This window comes from Dictyoglomus sp. DH (assembly GCF_055181375.1).
Window position 1 is genome coordinate 141,328 of sequence record NZ_CM143706.1, and the last position, 16,971, is coordinate 158,298.

Consider the following 16,971-nt stretch of genomic DNA (forward strand, 5'->3'; position numbering starts at 1 on the left):
ACTATTCAGTCATAATTTGTCAAGATAATTTCATTTTTTCCCTATCCCCTCTTTTAAAAGTTTAAGGTAATCATTTTCTGTTTTTTTAACATAGTCCTTTGGAAGATCATATACATTTAATCCCTGCAATTTAGCCATCTCAATAAAAAATCTTTTTAACCCCCATGATGAAGACTCAATAAAAATTAAAATTAATTCAGGAGAAATATCCTCTCTAATCAATCCAACTTTTTGATTTTTTACAATCAATTCGTAAAGAAAAGATTTAGTTTTAGCTTTTAAAAATTCTTGTATTTCTTCTTTGTAGGGTGAATCATCATTAAAAGCAGTTTTTTCAAGAAGCATGTATTCATAAGGATGTTCTTTAAGAAATTTCCAAGTATCATCAAAAGATCTTTCCACATATTCAAAAAGACTAATCTTTTCAAAATCATAGATGCTTACAACTTCTAACAACCTTCTTGTCGATTCTTCTATAACATAAAAATACATATCTTTTTTATTCTCAAAATATTGATACATACTTCCTTTTGCCACTTTACATTCTCTTGCTACATCTTCAATATCTACCTTACTATAAGGCCTCGTGGCAAAATATTTTATAAGTGTGTCTATTATTTTCTTTCTTTTTTCTTCAGACAAATTAAAAAAGGTCTTCCTTGGCACTACCTTCTCTCCCTATTTTCTAAAACTCCCTAAAATATCAAATTTTTACTTTACAGGAAGATAATTTATCTGTGATCCTACTACAATTTTCCCCTTTTCAATCATTAATACTGGTATAGTCTCTATCTTAATCATTTTAATACTGCCATCAGGCATACTTACTGAAACCACTGATTCAAAAGGTTTTGGGCCTGAGAAGGAAAAGGCAATTTGATAAATCTTAGATACATCGACCTCACCTACCTTAACCTTTTTCCCAAGAATACTAAAAGCTACTTCAAAAGCTACTTTTTCCACTTTAATATAAATCCTATTCTCATTCAATAAATACTTTACCAAAACCTCTCCATAAGCAGGTGTTGTATAGCTCACAGAAGGAAACTTTATAGATACAGAAACATCAGCTTCAAATCTTGCCTTGTTGTCATCTAAAATTATTCTTGGATTTTTAACAATCCAGGTATACTCACTTTTAATCCCAGAAACATTAAAGCTCTCAGTTCTTTTTATCTCTCCAATCGCAGACAAAAATTTATTTAGAGTTTCTTGAGAGATAACTATACTTGCATCAGCCTCATTTTGAGAAAAGGAGAAAACAGAGATCAAGGTAAGTATAAATATAGATAGTAAAATTATTTTTAAACTTTTCATTTTATTCCTACCTCCTCTATTCTTCCTTATCAACCCCATGATTGTATGCATATTCAAGGGCTTCTATCTGCATATTCTTCAATAAATCTTTGTAATAACCTCCTTTATTCTGCAAATCTTCTACCCTTTCAATAACATCCATGGCTATGCTATAACGATCTATCTGGTTCAATATAGCAAGTTGAAGAGGTGTGGTTATACCTCCTCTTCCTTTTAAGAAAGGTGCAAGATATCCAGCATCTATTCCTATTTTTCTATTTTCCCTATATCCTCTCACATGAATATTTCTATGATTATTTCTCCTATAGGTTAACCTATGTATAAGCCATGGATAACCATGGAAGTTAAATATTATAGGTTTGTCTTTTGTAAAGTAAGAATCAAACTCTTTATCTGTCAGTCCATCTGGATGCTCTGTATTAGGTGTAAGAGTAAAAAGGTTTACCACATTTACAAATCTTATCTTTAGATAAGGGAAAAACTCTTTTAAAAGCTTAACAGCATAGATAGCCTCTTTTGTTGGGATATCACCACAACTTGCAATAACAACATCAGGATCTTCTTCTGGATGATTACTTGCAAAATCCCATATTCCAATACCTTTCATAGCATGTTTAAATGCATCATCCATAGAAAGATATTGAGGATGTTTCTGTTTATCTATGACTATAATATTTATTCTATTAGTGGTTTGGAAACAATGCCATACGGTACAAAGTAATGTGTTAGCATCTGGGGGGAAGTATACTCTTACCACATTAGGCCACTTATCCACAATAGATGTTATGAAACCAGGATCTTGGTGAGTAAAACCATTATGATCTTGTCTCCAAACTACAGAGGTTAATAGTAAATTTAATGATGAGATAGGAGCTCTCCAAGGTACATCAGAAGAGATATCAAGCCATTTTCCAAATTGATTTACCATGGAGGAGATTATGGGGGCAAATCCTTCATATGTATTTAAAAATCCATGTCTTCCAGTAAGAAGATACCCTTCAAGCCATCCCTCCAAGGTATGTTCTGAAAGCATCTCCATAGTTCTTCCAAAGGGTGTAAGATATCCTTCATCCTCATCTTCAGGAAGAATCTTCCCCATAAAAACCTTTCCATATTTAAATACTGAATCTAATCTGTTTGATTTTGTTTCATCAGGTCCAAAGACCCTAAAATTATCTGGATTCAATCTTATAACTTCCTTTAAAAACACACCTAAAGGACGTGTATTTTCTGCCTTATCCTCAAAGGGTTTATTCACCTCCACTGCATAATCCTTAAGATTAGGAAGTTTTAATTCTCTTCTTAATAATCCACCATTAGCATATGGGTTAGCACTCATTCTTTTCTCTCCAGATGGGGCTATCTCCCTTAAATCTTCCCTTAGTTTTCCATCAGGAGTAAATAATTTTTCAGGCTCATAACTTCTCAGCCAAGCCTCCAAAACCTTCAAACTTTCAGGATTTTCCTTTGCATCAGAAAAAGGCACTTGATGAGCTCTCCAATATCCCTCAATATAGTGATTTCCAACCTTCCTTGGAGCAGTCCAACCCTTTGGAGTCTTTAAAATAATCATAGGCCAGTAAGGTCTAAATGGCTTATCCTGAGATCTGGCAGTATCCCATATATTCAAGATTTTTTCTATACAAGAATCCATAGTCTTTGCCATCTTTTCATGTACTTCAAGAGAATCTTCACCTTCCACAAGATATGGTTCATATCCATATCCTTTAAAAAGATTCAAAAGCTCTTCATTATCTATTCTTGCCAAAATAGTAGGATTATTTATCTTATATCCATTAAGAAGTAATACTGGGAGTACTGCTCCATCCTTAACAGGGTTTAAAAATTTATTTGAATGCCAACTGGTAGCAAGAGGACCAGTTTCTGCCTCACCATCACCTACCACAGTAATGGCTATAAGATCTTTATGATCAAAAACAGCACCATAAGCGTGAGACAAACTATAACCAAGCTCTCCACCCTCTTGTATAGATCCAGGAAGTTCTGGAGTACAATGGCTACCAAGACCTCCCGGAAATGAAAAGGCTTTAAAAAGATTTTTCATTCCCTCCTCATCTTGACTAAACTGAGAATAAAGTTCACTTATAGTTCCTTCTAAATATGCTGGTGCAATAACACCTGGTGCTCCATGTCCAGGACCTGCAATAAATATACAATTAAGATCATATTTTTTTATTACCCTATTACCATGAACATATACAAAGGAAAGTCCAGGACTTGCCCCCCAATGTCCAAGAAGCCTCTCCTTTATATGCTCAGGCTTTAATGGTTCCTTTAAAAGAGGATTATCAAGAAGATAAATCATCCCAGCTGAAATATAACAGCAAGCTCTCCAATACTCGTTTAACTTTTCAATCATAATATCAACTCCTTTCTTAAATTTTTAATCAGCCCCTCCACCACCGCCCCCACCTCCTCCACCTCCTCCAGAAGAAGAGGAGGAAGATGTAGAGGAAGCTACACTACTTGAAAAGGCATTGCTAAAACTCTCAAGAGAAGAACTAAAACTTTGAATAGAATCTGATAAGCCCGTTATACTCCCTGCATAAGCGGGAGCATACCATGTTATCTGATCTACAGGGATACTTAACATCTGCATTGCCTTTAAAACTTCCTTAGCAACTCCTAACACAGTACCATAGACCAAATACTTCTCCCAAAGAACTAAAGAAGAGGGTGGTCGCTCTGAGATAAGAGAAAAATCTTTCAAATACCTCTTAAAAGCCTTCCATCTTAAAGCAAGTAATTTCCCTTCAGGAGAATATCTTTGTGCTGAATGCATAAAAATAATAGAAATAACAATGTTTATACCTATAATTAACATTAGCATAAGTATACTCCAAGAGTGTAGTATAGAGGTCAAAATTCCCAAAAAAACCTCTACCACAATCCACAAAATCATTAAGTATAATAATTTTCTTTTTCCTTCATCAATTATCCATTTCTTCTCTTGAAAGACACCTTTTTCTACTTCCTTATCAAAATCTTTCTTGAAACTACTTAAATTTTTTTTCTTTAAATCAGAAACATAGAATTCTTTACCAAACTCTTTAAATTTATTAAGAAGAAGTTTTAATTCTCCAGAAAGATCTTTCTCTACTTCTTTATCCATTATGATAATCTTATAATCTTTATGCTTTATACCTAAAAACCCCTCTTTAATCTCTTCTTTAAACTTGAGATATCCTCTTCTTGCCAGCTCAAGAGTTGAAGCCACAATAGAATTAGTAGAAAGAGTAGGTGTCTGATTTATAAGAGCATCTACCCATGCTGGTGGTATATCTGAAGGTGGCTCATGCTCATATTCTCTATCATATTGTACCACAGGCTCCCTACCATATTTAAAATATATACGAAGGGGCAAAACAAAACCAAGAAGTAAGAATATTACTGACAGTATACCAAAGATAATCGTTAAAATAGCTTGTATAAGCTGTTTTCTTTTTTCTTCCTTTTGCCACCTTTCCTCTTCTTTTAAGATTAAATCTTTACCATTTTTAGCTATTAACTCAACCTTAAACGGATCTAAATTGGTCAAATAACCTCTTGGAAATACTACTCTTACCTCTACCCATTGATGAGGTGGTATACTTCCAGCATATGCAATTATGCCTTTGTAATCTCTTTTTATTCCTATCTTTCCCTCTACCTTAGGATGGAGCCAATAATTTATATCATTTTTGGATTTTATTTCAGAGGGTAAATTAACTTCTACCCACAAAGCTGGAAGTCCTATATCCCAATCTCCTCCCCATACTTTCCAATAGAATTCAGCCACGTCATTATATACTTTTAGGGCATTGATTAACTTATAGCTTATTACAAAAGTCTTTTCCGTATAATTTGCTCTATAAAACCAACTAATTTTATACTCTTTACTATTCTCAACCACATCAAAAGTAGCTGGAATCCTCTCAGATGTTTCAGGATGATAGGTATAATTCTTTAGAGATCCCCCAACTATCTCACCTACGGATACATCCTCCAAAGTATATTTTCCTCTTGGTATAGTAATCCATGCCCTTGAGAAAGATCCTGAAAAATCATAGGTTAATTGATTTTTAACATCTATCTCTCCACTTGGCAAAATATTGTAATATACTCTTGCTTCTCTTATTCTATATTCCTTTCCATAAGATATGGTAAATAATAAAAGAAGGATTAATAAGAATTTAAAAATCTTATTCATGTCTCCTCCTAAAATTATGTAAAGTTTAACATAATTATAGCATTTTAAAAGGTAAACTTTTGAAGAAAAGAAACTTGATTTCATAAATTTTTATCGATAATTGTAACAAAGATAAAATGTTATAATATGGAATAGTTACGATATATAGAAAGGAGAATAAAATGAAAAAATTATTGATTACTATTTTAATCCTTACTCTTTTTATTTCCATAAGTTTTTCTGAGATATCAGTTAAAAAGGTATTAAAACTTGAATCCAATATAAATGGAAATAAGTTAGGAGAAGCTGTTAAATTTTATGAAAAGATAGTAACTACTAAAAGCTTTAGTATCAATGTAAAAAAAGAAAATAAAGTTCAATATAAGGTCTGGCAGAAAACTTTTGGTGGGGAAAATGATGATTATGGGTATTCTGTAAAGCAGACAAAAGATGAAGGGTACATCATTGCAGGACATACATGGTCTTTTGGGAATGGGGGGTCTGATTTGTATGTAATGAAGCTTGACAAAAATGGATATACAATTTGGGAAAAAGCTTATGGGGGAAAATCTTGGGATAAAGGAAACTCAATTTATGAAACAACAGATAATGGGTTTATTGCTGTTGGTGGAACAAAATCCGTTGGATCAGGCAATGTTGATTTTTACATAATAAAACTTGATAAAAATGGAAATAAAATTTGGGAAAAAGCTTATGGAGGAAGTAAGAATGAGGAAGCATATTCTGTTCAGCAAACAAAAGATGGAGGATATATTGTTGCAGGTTTAACATATTCCATTGGCTCAGGAGGAAAGGATGTTTACATTATAAAACTTGATAGAAATGGTAATAAAGTATGGGATAAAATATATGGAGGAAATGGTTGGGATGAAGGCTTTTCAATCCAACAGACAATAGATGGAGGTTATATTGTTGCAGGATTTTCAGATTCATTTGGGGCAGGTAATGGTGATTTTTATATCATAAAGCTAAATAAAAATGGAAGTAAGGAATGGGAAAAAACTTTTGGTGGAAAAAATTATGATGAAGCATATTCTATCCAGCAGACCAAAGATAAAGGATATATTGTTGTAGGTTGGACAGAATCCTTTAGTAAGGGGGGAAGTGATGTTTACATAATAAAGCTTAACGAAAATGGAGACAAAGTTTGGGAAAAAACTTTTGGTGGAAAAAATAATGATTGGGGATTATCAATACAGCAAACAAATGATAGTGGTTATATTGTTGCAGGGGTTACTGAATCTTTTGGGTTTGGTGGAAAGGATGTTTACATTATAAAACTTAATAAAAATGGGAATAAAGCCTGGGAAAAAACTTATGGAGGAATAGATCGTGATGAGGCACTTTCTATCTGGCAAACATGTGATGGGGGATATATTATAGCAGGATTTACATTGTCTTTTGGATCAGGAGGATATGATGTTTATGTGATAAAAATAAATGAAGAAGGTAACACAGGACCATATCCACAGTAATATGTTTATCCAAAAAAATTTTGAAACCATGTATTTTTCCCAAAAAGACAACATAAGAGTGGTAGAGCTTAAAGGTAGTCCCTATGAGATAGGCTATCAGCATGGAATAGCTCTTAAAGACGAGATTCAATATTTTAATGATAACTTTGAGAATTTAATATGTCTTTTTCAAGGCAAGATAAAAGGGAAATTATTTTATAGATTAATGCTTAAAACTGCAAAAGATTTTGAGAAAAAGATACTTAATTTTTACCCTGAATCCAAGGAATTTTTTGAAGAAATGAAGGGAATTTCTGATGCCAGCCATGTACCCTATGAAAAAATTCTTCTTTTCAATCTTACCGATGAAATATCTACTTACTATATTGGTAAAAGCATGAGAAAAAGCTGTTCATCCTTTGTTTTTAGAAATAAAGATGGAAGTTTAATTATAGGAAGAAATCTCGATTATGGGGTATTCATAGATGAACTTCCATTATGCACTACTATTTTTAAATATTACCCAGAAAAAGGAAATTCCTTTATAGCTATTTCTTGGCCTGCCCTTGCTGGGTCTTATACTGGTATATCAGACAATTTATTCGTTTCAATAAATGTATCCCAAAGTAAAAGAAAAGAGATGGGAGCTCCAGAATTTCTCCTAACCCGCAAAATAATTCAATACTCCAACAACTTAGATGATGCTTTAAATAATGCTCCATATACTTTTCAAGGATTAAATGTACTTGTCTCAGATAAAAATAATGCAGTTATTCTTGAAATAAGTCCAAAGATGAAATACATAAGGGATTTAAGGGATAAAGGCTTCCTAATAGCTACAAATCACTATCAACATCCTGAAATGATATCAGAACAAGCACAAAGACTTGTTGAAGAAATGCCTATCCCCCTTAAAGATGGGTCTTATGTTCACCAGATAGATACAAGGGAAAGGGAGAAAATAATAAGAGAAAAAATAGAAAAAGTTAATAATATAGATGTGGAATACGCCAAAGAAATTCTTAAAAGTGTAAGTACGAGGTTAACATTACAAAGTATTATTTATTTACCAAGAGAAAGAAAATTATTTATAGCCCAAAACATTAAATCTCCGGTAACTTATGGAACATGGGAGGAATTTAATATATGAACCTAAAATTAATAATAAAAGTTTTTCTTCTTTCAATAACACCTATTGGAGAATGCAGAGTTTCCATACCATATGGAATATATAATGGTCTTTCTCCCTGGGAAACTTTTTTAATAAGCTTTTTAGGAAATACATTAATGGGTATAGCGATATATTTTACTATTGATTTTATAAGTAGAGCTCTCCTTAGTAGAGAGCCCTTAAAAAGTTATTATGAAAGATTTTTAAAAAGAAAATTGAGAAAGCTAAAAATATATCCATCTGGCCTTGCTTTTTCATTGGTAATTTTTATAGGAATTCCTCTTCCTGGAACAGGAGCTTTTACTGGTGCTATATTAGCCAGAGTCTTAGGCCTAAATTTTAAAGAAGCCTTTTTTACCATAACCTTAGGTGTTATATTTGCAAGTTGCATTGTATCAATGCTTACCCTATTTAGTAATATGATTTTTTAGATCATTTTATTTCATTAAGTCTAAAGTAGAACCTGACTACTGATTTTGCATTTGGAATTTGACCTGCAAATACATATTTTTCCAATCTCTTCTTCCAAGAATTTAGTTTTTCTTCTCCTTTTTCCAAAAGAGAAAGGTTATCTCCAATTTTCTTCTTCATAGTTTTCAAATTCTTCTCCACTTCAACAAGTCCTAAAAGCTTTTTCCCCTCAATTTCTCCCCCATAAAGCATTAAATTTAACATATTCTCTATATTCTGAATACCTTGCAAAGAAGTCCCAATTATGTCCATAGCCTTTTTACTTTGAAAAGCAAGATCTCCAATAAAATCTCCAATATTTTTTATATCATCCGAGAAACTATTAGTCTCTATCTCTTTCTTTACCTCTTCTGCCATCATCAATGCCTTTTTCCAATCTTCATCATTACTACTTTCTGCTTTCCCCTTTATAAATCCATATAAATTATTAAAGCTTTTGGGATACTCTTTTAAATTTTTTGATATTAAATAGGCTTTATTTTGATTAGCCATAAGGGTAAATGGTAAAGTAAGATATTCTTGAGGGATAGTTGGAGTATTTTTCTCTATACCTTCAAGGATTCCTTTAAGAATTTTTTGATGAGCTTGATTAAGTAAAAGAAAGCCTTCAATTCCCTCATTAATAGATTTAAGTTGCTCTTTCATTGGTAAATCAACAGGAGGAAGGGATGGAAGTGCAGTGAAGGTAATAGCAGGTACCTTCAATTTTTTACCTCTCAAAGAAAGCCTTAATTTTGCATCAGGAATAGGATATGTAAAACCTGTAAGCCTAACTGTTTTCCCCAATACCATTATCATAAAATCATTGGGATTCCTAAGTACAAAATCATCGGCAGAAAACTCAGTAGACATTACTACTCTTAAAGGAATATCTTCATTAGGTTTCATATAAATCTCTATATCTAAATCTCCTGATTTCCCTAAAAAATCCTTCGGTTGTACTAATTTTCCATTATATTTATAAGTAATTTTAAAATCTAAAGGAACCTTTTTATTAACTTCTCCTGTTAAATATATATTCTTATTGTCAGAAGATTCTCCATAAATCACTATGTTACCCTTTTCTACCTTCATTTTTAGATCGTTAGTGTGCAACTTTACATTTTTAATATATTTTCCATCTTTTATGATATTAAAATTTCCCTTTCCTTCTATACTAATCCAATTTACAAGATCTACCCTTTTAGCTTTACCTTCAGCTCCAAGAAGGACATAAATGGTTTCATCATTTTTAATCCCTAAAGAATGTCCCAAAGAAATACTAAAAATTATACCCATCAATATTAATATGATAATTCCTCTTTTCACCTTCTCTCCTCCTTCCTCATAAAACCTAATTTATCAAGAAAAGAATCCAAAGTTACAAGGATAGGGACCACCAATAAGGTTACAAATAATACACTAATAATAGCTCCTCTGCTGACAAGCATAGCTAAATTCTTTGCCATAAAAATATCAGAAAAAATACCTAAAGGAAAGGAGATTAAAAACATGGTACCTGCACTAATTATGATACTATTTATACCTTCAAAGGCAAAATGGGCAGAGGTAATTCTATCAAACTCTTTTCTCTTTGCTTCCAAATATCTAGAGGTTAAAAGCACAGCATAATCTATAGTTGCTCCAAGTTGGATGGCCCCTATAAAAAGATTAGAAGAGAAAAAGATAAAACCATATGTTAGGTAATCTATAAGAAGATTAATCGTTATGGCAATCTCTATAACAAGAACAAGAAGGATGGGAATAGGTAAGGAAAGAAAAGAGAAAGCTACAACCATAAAAATAGCTATTGTAGATATAACGTTTACCTTATTTAAGTCATTAGTGGTTACATCTTTAAGATCATAATTTAAAACAGGAATTCCTGTAAAAGTAACATTATATCTTTTTTCTATTTTTTCTCTCATTCTTTCTATAAAATCATAAGATTCTGGGGAACCATAGGAAAAATTTGCATCTAAAGATAGATAAGAAACTCCATCCTTAAAGAAACTTTTCTTCACACTTTCTGGCACCATATAATCTGGCAGTAATAGATCTACCATTTCATAGTACCCCATGATACCTGTCACATAAGGATCTTTCTTTAATACTTTTATAATTTCTTGCCAATTATCTGGTGATTCTTTACCTATAACAAAAATGGTAGACTTTTTTTCAAATATGTCTTCTAACTTTCTTTGTCCTATCATGGAAGGTATATTTTCTGGAAGTCCTCTTAAAAGCTTATAATCTACAGGAAACTTAGGAATAATAAAAAGGGAAAAAGCACCAATAAGAAATATAACAAATATTACAGGCCTCCATCTTATTACAAAATTGAATAACTTTTCTCCAGGTATTCTTAAGACCCACCTCTTAGAACTTGACCATTTATGATGAAATTCATATAGGAGTACAGGAAGAATAGTAAGAGAAGAAATAAAAGATACCAATACACCTCTTGTCAAAATAAATCCAAGATCTTTACCGAGCCCAAATCTCATATAAGTCATAGCAAGAAAACCAGCCATAGTAGTAGCTGAACTTGCCACAATACTTGTAGCTGTAGTTCTAACTGCTTCCCATCCTGCTTCTTCCTTACTTTTTGTTTTTGATTCTTCCTCATATCTATGGTACAAAAATATGGCATAATCCATAGTAACACCAAGTTGTAAAATTCCCACAATCATCCGAGATATAAAACTTATCTCTTGCCCTAAAAGAGTAGAGATGGCAGTATTTATAAGAATAGAAAGAAAGATGGTATAGTAGATAAGAAGGGGTACATACATTGAGGGTACAAGGAAAAATAAAAATATTATGACCAATATACTACCAATAAGAAGATAACGAATGGTTTCTCTTTGAGTTAAATTGCTTAAATCTTGAGCAATAACCGCATTACCTGTAAAATAGCTTCCCTTTGGAAGAATCAAATTTATCTCTTTTATTGCTGATTTTGTTAAAGGACTCTGGGAGGATTCTATAAACTCAACTTTCAAAAATGTATATCCCTCTTTTATAAACTTATCTTTTATATTTTGATCCCAAAAATAATCAGGCAAAAAAATATCTTGAAAATCTGAAATCCATGAAACCTTTGATACTCCTTTTATTTGAGACACCTTTTTCTTTAAAGAATCCACATCATAAGGATCATTAAAACGAAGTAATATAAATGCTTCTTCGCCCAATTTAAAAGTATTACGCAGTTTATTTAAAGCATTAACTGAAGGAATATCATTAGGAAGTAGAGAATAAATGTCATAGTTTACCTTAATATTTAAACTAAGATAAAAGGACAAAATAAATAATACCAATGATAAAATGGTTATAATCTTGGAATGTCTAAAACAAAAAAGATAAATCCTTTTCATAACTTATCCCTCCCCAGAAATTCCCAACATTTTTTCGGTAACATGAAGTATAAAATCCATGGCCCTTTGAATATAGCTACTATCAACTTCTAAGTTCTCATGCAAAAGACCGTAAACCCCATAAAGTATAAGGAGGGCAAACCTTTTAGAATCAAGCTGTGGATCTTTTTTTATTTTCTCAATAAGTTGAGTAAATGGATCTACTAATTTATCTAATATCTCAAACGATATCTTAACCCTTAATGGAAAATATTGAGGACTATAATAGATCTTAGAAAAGGATCTTAAATCCTCAAAAGCCTTTATCACTGAGCTTACAATCTTATTGTATTTATCCACTAAAGAGATTCTTTCATCTTCAAGTATTTCTATAAGTCCCTTTATATAATTCTCAACATAATACTTTATTGCTTCCTCAAAAAGCTCCTCTTTGGAAGAAAAGTAGTAATAAAACATACCGGGAGAGCCCTTTATCCCTTTCAATATATCTCTTACCGAGGTTTTCTCATAACCCTTCTTGAGAAAAAGGCGAAGAGCAGTTTCAATAATTTCTTTCTTTCTTATTTCAGGCTCTTTGCTTATTCTCATATTCATTACCTATATCCGAACGAACGTCGTTCTGTTTATTATAAAAAAGATAAATCCTTTATGTCAATAAAACACAATTTCTCAAAAATATTAAATGGTCTCTTTTTTAGGTTTATAAAAACTCCAAAATAGATAGATTATAAGAGCTATAAAAACTAAAATAGAAGGTAGTTGAAAACCATAAAAAGCTAATATTATAGAAAAAGCAAGAATAAATCTATAATATGAAAAAACCCTTAAAGATGATTTTTTCACATAATTTAAAAGAATATGAATACTGAAGATTCCTACAACAAAGGATACTAAAGCTCCGTATAAGATATATGTAAACTCCCCTGTTTGGTTGCCCTTAAAAAGGTCTATAAACTTAAAGAATACTGCCCCACCTATTAAAGGAAGGGACATATAAAAAGAGAATTTTGTGGCTTCATCTCTTCTTAATCCTACATACATTCCACCTGATATAGATGAACCAGACCTTGAAACTCCAGGAAAGAGGGCAAATACTTGCCAAACTCCAATAATTATAGCCTTTTTTATATCTAAATCTTTAAGCTCCAAGGTCTTACTTTTATACCTTTCCAATAGGAGAAAGATAATACCAAAGACTACTACTCCCGCCAAAATGATCCATATTGCAAAAGGATAAGTTTGAGGCTCTGAAATTTTCTCCACAAACGGATCTAACAAAACCCCAAAAATACCAGCTGGAATAGTGGCAAGAATTATAAGTCCAAGAAGATTTCTTTTTTCCCCTCCTTTAAATATGGCAATTAAAAACTCTATCCAATCTTTTATAAAATATAAAAATACAGCAAGAAAAGTACCAAGATGTAATCCCACATTAAATGTTAACCCAAAATCGGGCACCTTAAATAAATAGGGAATTAAAATTAAATGGGCGGTACTACTTATGGGTAAAAATTCTGTTATTCCTTGGACAATACCTAAAATTATTACCCAAAATTCCATAAAAACCTCCTATTTACCAACACAGAAGTTTTCAAATATCTTATCCACAATATCTAAGGATACTTCCTCACCTAACATATTCCCTAATGATCTTTCAATATCATAAAGAAAAGACCCAAGTATATCAATAGCATTAAAATTTTTCAAGGTTTTTATTGACTCATCTATTAAGTTATTTATTTTTTTTAGCTCTTCTTTGTGATATATATTTAGAAACAATCCATCTATAGATTCTTCTGCAATTATATATTCTTTGAGTTTCTCTTCTAATCTATCAATACCTATATTATTTTTAGCAGACACGTATACCCTTTCTATATTCTCAGGGAAAAAGGATAAATCAATTTTCAAAGGTAAGTCTATTTTATTGATAACTAACAAAACTTTCTTATTTTCATAACTCATTATCCCTTGAAAAAGATTCTTTTCTTCCTCAGTAATTTCAAGACTTCCATCAAGTACAAAAAGAATAATATTTGATTTTTCAAGGATCTTTTTAGTTTTTTCCATTCCCAATTTATCCAATATATCACGGGGAATAGAAAGACCCGCAGTATCATAAATTTTTATAAGATAACCAGATAAATAAATCTCTCCTTCGATATAATCCCTTGTAGTACCTGGTATTGGTGTTACTATTGCCCTATCTTCCTTCATTAAAGAATTAAAGAGGCTTGACTTTCCCACATTCGGCTTTCCTACTAATATAACTTTATAGCCTTCTTTAATTAAATCACCTTTCTCTCCCTTTAATAAAAGTTCCTCTACCTCTCTTTTAATCTCTTCCAATATTCTTATCCACTCTGATTTCTCCTTTTCTTCCACATCCTCAGGAAAATCTATGGAGGCTTCCAATTGTACTCTTAAAAATTCTACTCTATCTTTTAATTCTCTTATCCTTTTGGAAGTGTCACCTTCCAATTTTGATAGAGCTATCCTTAATGACGCTTTACTTTCTGCCCTTATAATTTCATTTATGCTTTCTGCTTGGAGAAGATCAATCTTTCCATTTAAAAAGGCTCTTTTGGTAAATTCACCTTTTTCTGCTATTCGAGCACCCTCATTAATGACAATTTTTAAAACTTCTTCAAGAATAATAGGACTACCATGGGTAAATATCTCTACCATATCCTCGCCTGTATAGGAATTTGGACCTTTGTAAACAGCTAAAAGTACCTCATCAATGAACTCATCATTATAGTAGATTCTTCCATAATGCAAAGTATGAGAAGGTACTTTTTCAAGATCCTTCTCTCTGAAAGGTAAAAAAATTTTCTTGGCAATTCCTATAGCCTGTGGTCCACTTATTCGGATTATCCCAATAGCACTATAACCAAGAGGGGTAGCTATAGCTGTAATTGTATCTTTCATTTTTCCTTAGGTGCTATAACCACATACCTTTCTGGATCTTCTCCTTCACTATATGTAATTACATCAGGATCATTTTGCAAAGTTAAGTGAATTATTCTTCTTTCTTTTGGAGTCATAGGTTTTAGTTTGTACTCTTTCTTTTCTTTTTTTACCTTAGCAGCTATCTTCTTTGCCAACTCTTCTAAATACTTTTCTCTCCTTTCTCTATAATGATCAATATCCAAGGTAATAATATCGGTTATCTGCATTTTAGAGGCATAAAGACGGATTATATACTCTAAGGATGAAAGTGTTCTTCCTGCAGGACCAATTAATTCTCCTAAATTATCCCCTTCAATACTTATTTTTATATTCCCTTCTTCCTTTAATATCTTTATTTTGGCTTTAACATTTAATATTTTTAAGATTTCTTTTATAAAATTCCTTAATATATCTTCAGGAATTTCCTTTATCCAAGCATATATGCGAAAAGGCCTTGCTCCTATCCCTAAAATTCCTTCTCTTCCATACTCAATAATTTTATAATCTATCTTATCAAGAGGAACTTCCAAAATCTCTTTAGCCTTGAGAAGAGCATCTTCTAAGGTCTTGCCCTCTATCTCAATCTCCTTCATATCAGTATTAGCCCTCCTTATGGAGCCTAAATACTATATACTGTTGCAGTAACTGGAATAAACTAGATACAAGCCAATAAAGCATCACACCAGCAGGTACTTTATAAAGCAGAAACATTCCAGTAAAAAGTAAGGTCGTAAAGATATTCATAATTTGCTGCTGTCTCTTTTGCTCTGGTGTTGAAGACAAAGAAGACAATATCCCAGAAAAATAAGTTACAATAGCCATGATAATCAAAAGAAGATAGTCTGGCTTAGTGAGATCTGACATCCATAAAAAACTGGGAGTTACAGTATACTTATAATTCAATAAAAGCTGGTACAAAGCAATAAGAATTGGAAATTGGATAAGAAGAGGTAAACACCCCATCATCGGGTTAATTCTATACTGCTGATAAAGTATCATAATCTGCTTATTCATTTCTTGAGGATCATCTTTAAATTTCTCCTGAATCTTTTTTATCTCAGGCTGTATTTTTTGCTGAAGATATATACTTCTTAATTGGGCATGAGTTAATGGATATAAAATAATCCTTACAAGAATCACTAAAAATATTATGGCAACCCCATAATTCCCAGTCCAACTGTAAAAAAGCTCCAAAAGATATCCTAAACCATTTGCTAAAGCATTTATCATTTATTTATTCCTCCTTTGCAATTTCAATTCTAATAATTCTTCTTTTGTAGGTACAGGATCATAACCACCTGGATTAAAAGGATGACACCTCAAAATTCTCTTTATAGCAAGAATACTCCCCTCAAAAACCCCAAACCTTTCTATGGCTTCTAAGGCGTAGGAAGAACATGTGGGATAAAAACGACAGGAAGAAGGTAAAATAGGAGATATAAATCTTTTATATATTTTTATAACTAAAACTAACAATTTCTTAAGCATCCCTTAAAATACCAGCTTTTATCCATATATTTAATAGCATATCCTTCATTTTATGATAATTAATATTTTCTATATTTTCTCCTGGCTTAACTATTACAAGAATCTCTGCATCATCACTTAAGTAAGGTCTATGAAGTCTATATACTTCTCTTATAAGTCTCTTTATTCTATTCCTAACAACTGCAGGCCCTACTTTTTTACTTACACTTATCCCTATTCTTCTTTTTTCTCCTCTTCTTATATAAACAACAAAATTCTTAGAGAGGGAATAAGGTCTTCCCTCTCTTAAAATACGTAAAAAATCTTCTTGTCTTTTTAACCTTTCTTCTTTTGGAAATGAATAAAGTCTCAATTATACTGTTAATCTCTTTCTTCCCTTCGCTCTTCTTCTTTTTATAACTCTTCTACCACCGGGAGTTCTCATACGGGCAAGAAAACCATGGACTCTTTTTCTATGATGTTTTTTAGGCTGATAAGTCCTCTTCATTCCTTACCCTCTCCTTTTCTTTAAAAATTTCTGTATTTCTAGGGATACAAAGTAATACTAAC

General features: G+C 31.9%; 17 protein-coding genes. 3 read left to right on the top strand and 14 right to left on the bottom strand.

Annotated elements, in window-relative coordinates:
• Positions 1–30 precede the first annotated feature (30 nt).
• Genes ACY3JJ_RS00655 through ACY3JJ_RS00670 form a run of 4 tightly spaced genes read right to left on the bottom strand, consistent with a single transcriptional unit; the run spans position 31 to position 5,527 of the window.
• Positions 31–666: a TetR/AcrR family transcriptional regulator gene (locus ACY3JJ_RS00655; RefSeq protein ID WP_463091895.1), complete on the bottom strand. Its 636-nt coding sequence runs from the start codon at positions 664–666 to the stop codon at positions 31–33.
• A gap of 45 nt (positions 667–711) precedes the next feature.
• A complete protein-coding gene (locus ACY3JJ_RS00660; protein WP_463091896.1) occupies positions 712–1,317 on the bottom strand; it encodes a hypothetical protein in 606 nt (201 codons plus the stop codon).
• A gap of 16 nt (positions 1,318–1,333) precedes the next feature.
• Positions 1,334–3,697 (bottom strand): phosphoketolase family protein, encoded by a 2,364-nt coding sequence (locus tag ACY3JJ_RS00665; protein WP_463091897.1) that lies wholly within the window; start codon positions 3,695–3,697, stop codon positions 1,334–1,336.
• A 24-nt stretch (positions 3,698–3,721) separates the two neighbouring features.
• Entirely contained in the window at positions 3,722–5,527 is a 1,806-nt protein-coding gene (locus ACY3JJ_RS00670) for a DUF2207 domain-containing protein (RefSeq protein WP_463091898.1), read from the bottom strand.
• 161 nt (positions 5,528–5,688) lie between these two features.
• Here ACY3JJ_RS00670 and ACY3JJ_RS00675 point away from each other — a divergent pair, with 161 nt between their 5' ends.
• From ACY3JJ_RS00675 to ACY3JJ_RS00685, 3 genes are read left to right on the top strand one after another with little or no spacing between them, the layout of a single operon-like run.
• Positions 5,689–7,002: a hypothetical protein gene (locus ACY3JJ_RS00675; RefSeq protein WP_463091899.1), complete on the top strand. Its 1,314-nt coding sequence runs from the start codon at positions 5,689–5,691 to the stop codon at positions 7,000–7,002.
• Positions 6,968–8,131 carry a C45 family autoproteolytic acyltransferase/hydolase gene (locus tag ACY3JJ_RS00680; RefSeq protein ID WP_463091900.1) on the top strand — a complete coding sequence of 388 codons (1,164 nt, stop codon included), beginning with the start codon at positions 6,968–6,970 and terminating at the stop codon, positions 8,129–8,131. The genes ACY3JJ_RS00675 and ACY3JJ_RS00680 overlap by 35 nt, the downstream gene beginning before the upstream one ends.
• Entirely contained in the window at positions 8,128–8,583 is a 456-nt protein-coding gene (locus tag ACY3JJ_RS00685) for a COG2426 family protein (protein ID WP_463091901.1), read from the top strand. The genes ACY3JJ_RS00680 and ACY3JJ_RS00685 overlap by 4 nt, the downstream gene beginning before the upstream one ends.
• 1 nt (position 8,584) lies before the next feature.
• Here the strand turns inward: ACY3JJ_RS00685 and ACY3JJ_RS00690 are convergent, their stop codons facing one another.
• From ACY3JJ_RS00690 to rpmH, 10 genes are all read right to left on the bottom strand, one after another.
• A complete protein-coding gene (locus ACY3JJ_RS00690; RefSeq protein ID WP_463091902.1) occupies positions 8,585–9,931 on the bottom strand; it encodes a hypothetical protein in 1,347 nt (448 codons plus the stop codon).
• The gene (locus ACY3JJ_RS00695; protein ID WP_463091903.1) at positions 9,928–11,982 is read right to left on the bottom strand and encodes an efflux RND transporter permease subunit; all 2,055 of its coding nucleotides are present in this window, start codon (positions 11,980–11,982) and stop codon (positions 9,928–9,930) included. The genes ACY3JJ_RS00690 and ACY3JJ_RS00695 overlap by 4 nt, the downstream gene beginning before the upstream one ends.
• 3 nt (positions 11,983–11,985) lie before the next feature.
• On the bottom strand, positions 11,986–12,576 hold the full coding sequence (locus ACY3JJ_RS00700; RefSeq protein WP_463091904.1) for a TetR/AcrR family transcriptional regulator: 591 nt from the start codon (positions 12,574–12,576) through the stop codon (positions 11,986–11,988).
• A gap of 84 nt (positions 12,577–12,660) precedes the next feature.
• Positions 12,661–13,542 carry an undecaprenyl-diphosphate phosphatase gene (locus tag ACY3JJ_RS00705; protein WP_463091905.1) on the bottom strand — a complete coding sequence of 294 codons (882 nt, stop codon included), beginning with the start codon at positions 13,540–13,542 and terminating at the stop codon, positions 12,661–12,663.
• 9 nt (positions 13,543–13,551) lie between these two features.
• Positions 13,552–14,913 (bottom strand): tRNA uridine-5-carboxymethylaminomethyl(34) synthesis GTPase MnmE, encoded by a 1,362-nt coding sequence (gene mnmE / locus ACY3JJ_RS00710; RefSeq protein ID WP_463091906.1) that lies wholly within the window; start codon positions 14,911–14,913, stop codon positions 13,552–13,554.
• Positions 14,910–15,527: an RNA-binding cell elongation regulator Jag/EloR gene (jag, locus tag ACY3JJ_RS00715; protein WP_463091907.1), complete on the bottom strand. Its 618-nt coding sequence runs from the start codon at positions 15,525–15,527 to the stop codon at positions 14,910–14,912. The genes mnmE and jag overlap by 4 nt, the downstream gene beginning before the upstream one ends.
• 7 nt (positions 15,528–15,534) lie before the next feature.
• The gene (locus tag ACY3JJ_RS00720) at positions 15,535–16,164 is read right to left on the bottom strand and encodes a YidC/Oxa1 family membrane protein insertase (RefSeq protein ID WP_463082882.1); all 630 of its coding nucleotides are present in this window, start codon (positions 16,162–16,164) and stop codon (positions 15,535–15,537) included.
• The gene (gene yidD / locus ACY3JJ_RS00725; RefSeq protein ID WP_463082883.1) at positions 16,165–16,422 is read right to left on the bottom strand and encodes a membrane protein insertion efficiency factor YidD; all 258 of its coding nucleotides are present in this window, start codon (positions 16,420–16,422) and stop codon (positions 16,165–16,167) included.
• On the bottom strand, positions 16,415–16,774 hold the full coding sequence (gene rnpA, locus ACY3JJ_RS00730; protein ID WP_463082884.1) for a ribonuclease P protein component: 360 nt from the start codon (positions 16,772–16,774) through the stop codon (positions 16,415–16,417). Before rnpA ends, yidD begins: the two co-directional genes overlap by 8 nt.
• Entirely contained in the window at positions 16,775–16,909 is a 135-nt protein-coding gene (gene rpmH / locus ACY3JJ_RS00735; RefSeq protein ID WP_012547104.1) for a 50S ribosomal protein L34, read from the bottom strand.
• Positions 16,910–16,971 lie beyond the last annotated feature (62 nt).

Excerpts from the sequence above, each read along its gene's own strand:
- ACY3JJ_RS00685 (WP_463091901.1), top strand. The coding sequence starts at position 8,128 with ATGAACCTAAAATTAATAATAAAAGTTTTTCTTCTTTCAATAACACCT.
- ACY3JJ_RS00665 (WP_463091897.1), bottom strand. The coding sequence starts at position 3,697 with ATGATTGAAAAGTTAAACGAGTATTGGAGAGCTTGCTGTTATATTTCA.
- mnmE (WP_463091906.1), bottom strand. The coding sequence starts at position 14,913 with ATGAAAGATACAATTACAGCTATAGCTACCCCTCTTGGTTATAGTGCT.
- ACY3JJ_RS00680 (WP_463091900.1), top strand. The coding sequence starts at position 6,968 with ATGAAGAAGGTAACACAGGACCATATCCACAGTAATATGTTTATCCAA.
- rpmH (WP_012547104.1), bottom strand. The coding sequence starts at position 16,909 with ATGAAGAGGACTTATCAGCCTAAAAAACATCATAGAAAAAGAGTCCAT.
- ACY3JJ_RS00705 (WP_463091905.1), bottom strand. The coding sequence starts at position 13,542 with ATGGAATTTTGGGTAATAATTTTAGGTATTGTCCAAGGAATAACAGAA.
- ACY3JJ_RS00720 (WP_463082882.1), bottom strand. The coding sequence starts at position 16,164 with ATGATAAATGCTTTAGCAAATGGTTTAGGATATCTTTTGGAGCTTTTT.
- ACY3JJ_RS00700 (WP_463091904.1), bottom strand. The coding sequence starts at position 12,576 with ATGAATATGAGAATAAGCAAAGAGCCTGAAATAAGAAAGAAAGAAATT.
- jag (WP_463091907.1), bottom strand. The coding sequence starts at position 15,527 with ATGAAGGAGATTGAGATAGAGGGCAAGACCTTAGAAGATGCTCTTCTC.
- ACY3JJ_RS00670 (WP_463091898.1), bottom strand. The coding sequence starts at position 5,527 with ATGAATAAGATTTTTAAATTCTTATTAATCCTTCTTTTATTATTTACC.
- ACY3JJ_RS00675 (WP_463091899.1), top strand. The coding sequence starts at position 5,689 with ATGAAAAAATTATTGATTACTATTTTAATCCTTACTCTTTTTATTTCC.
- ACY3JJ_RS00695 (WP_463091903.1), bottom strand. The coding sequence starts at position 11,982 with ATGAAAAGGATTTATCTTTTTTGTTTTAGACATTCCAAGATTATAACC.
- ACY3JJ_RS00660 (WP_463091896.1), bottom strand. The coding sequence starts at position 1,317 with ATGAAAAGTTTAAAAATAATTTTACTATCTATATTTATACTTACCTTG.
- yidD (WP_463082883.1), bottom strand. The coding sequence starts at position 16,422 with ATGCTTAAGAAATTGTTAGTTTTAGTTATAAAAATATATAAAAGATTT.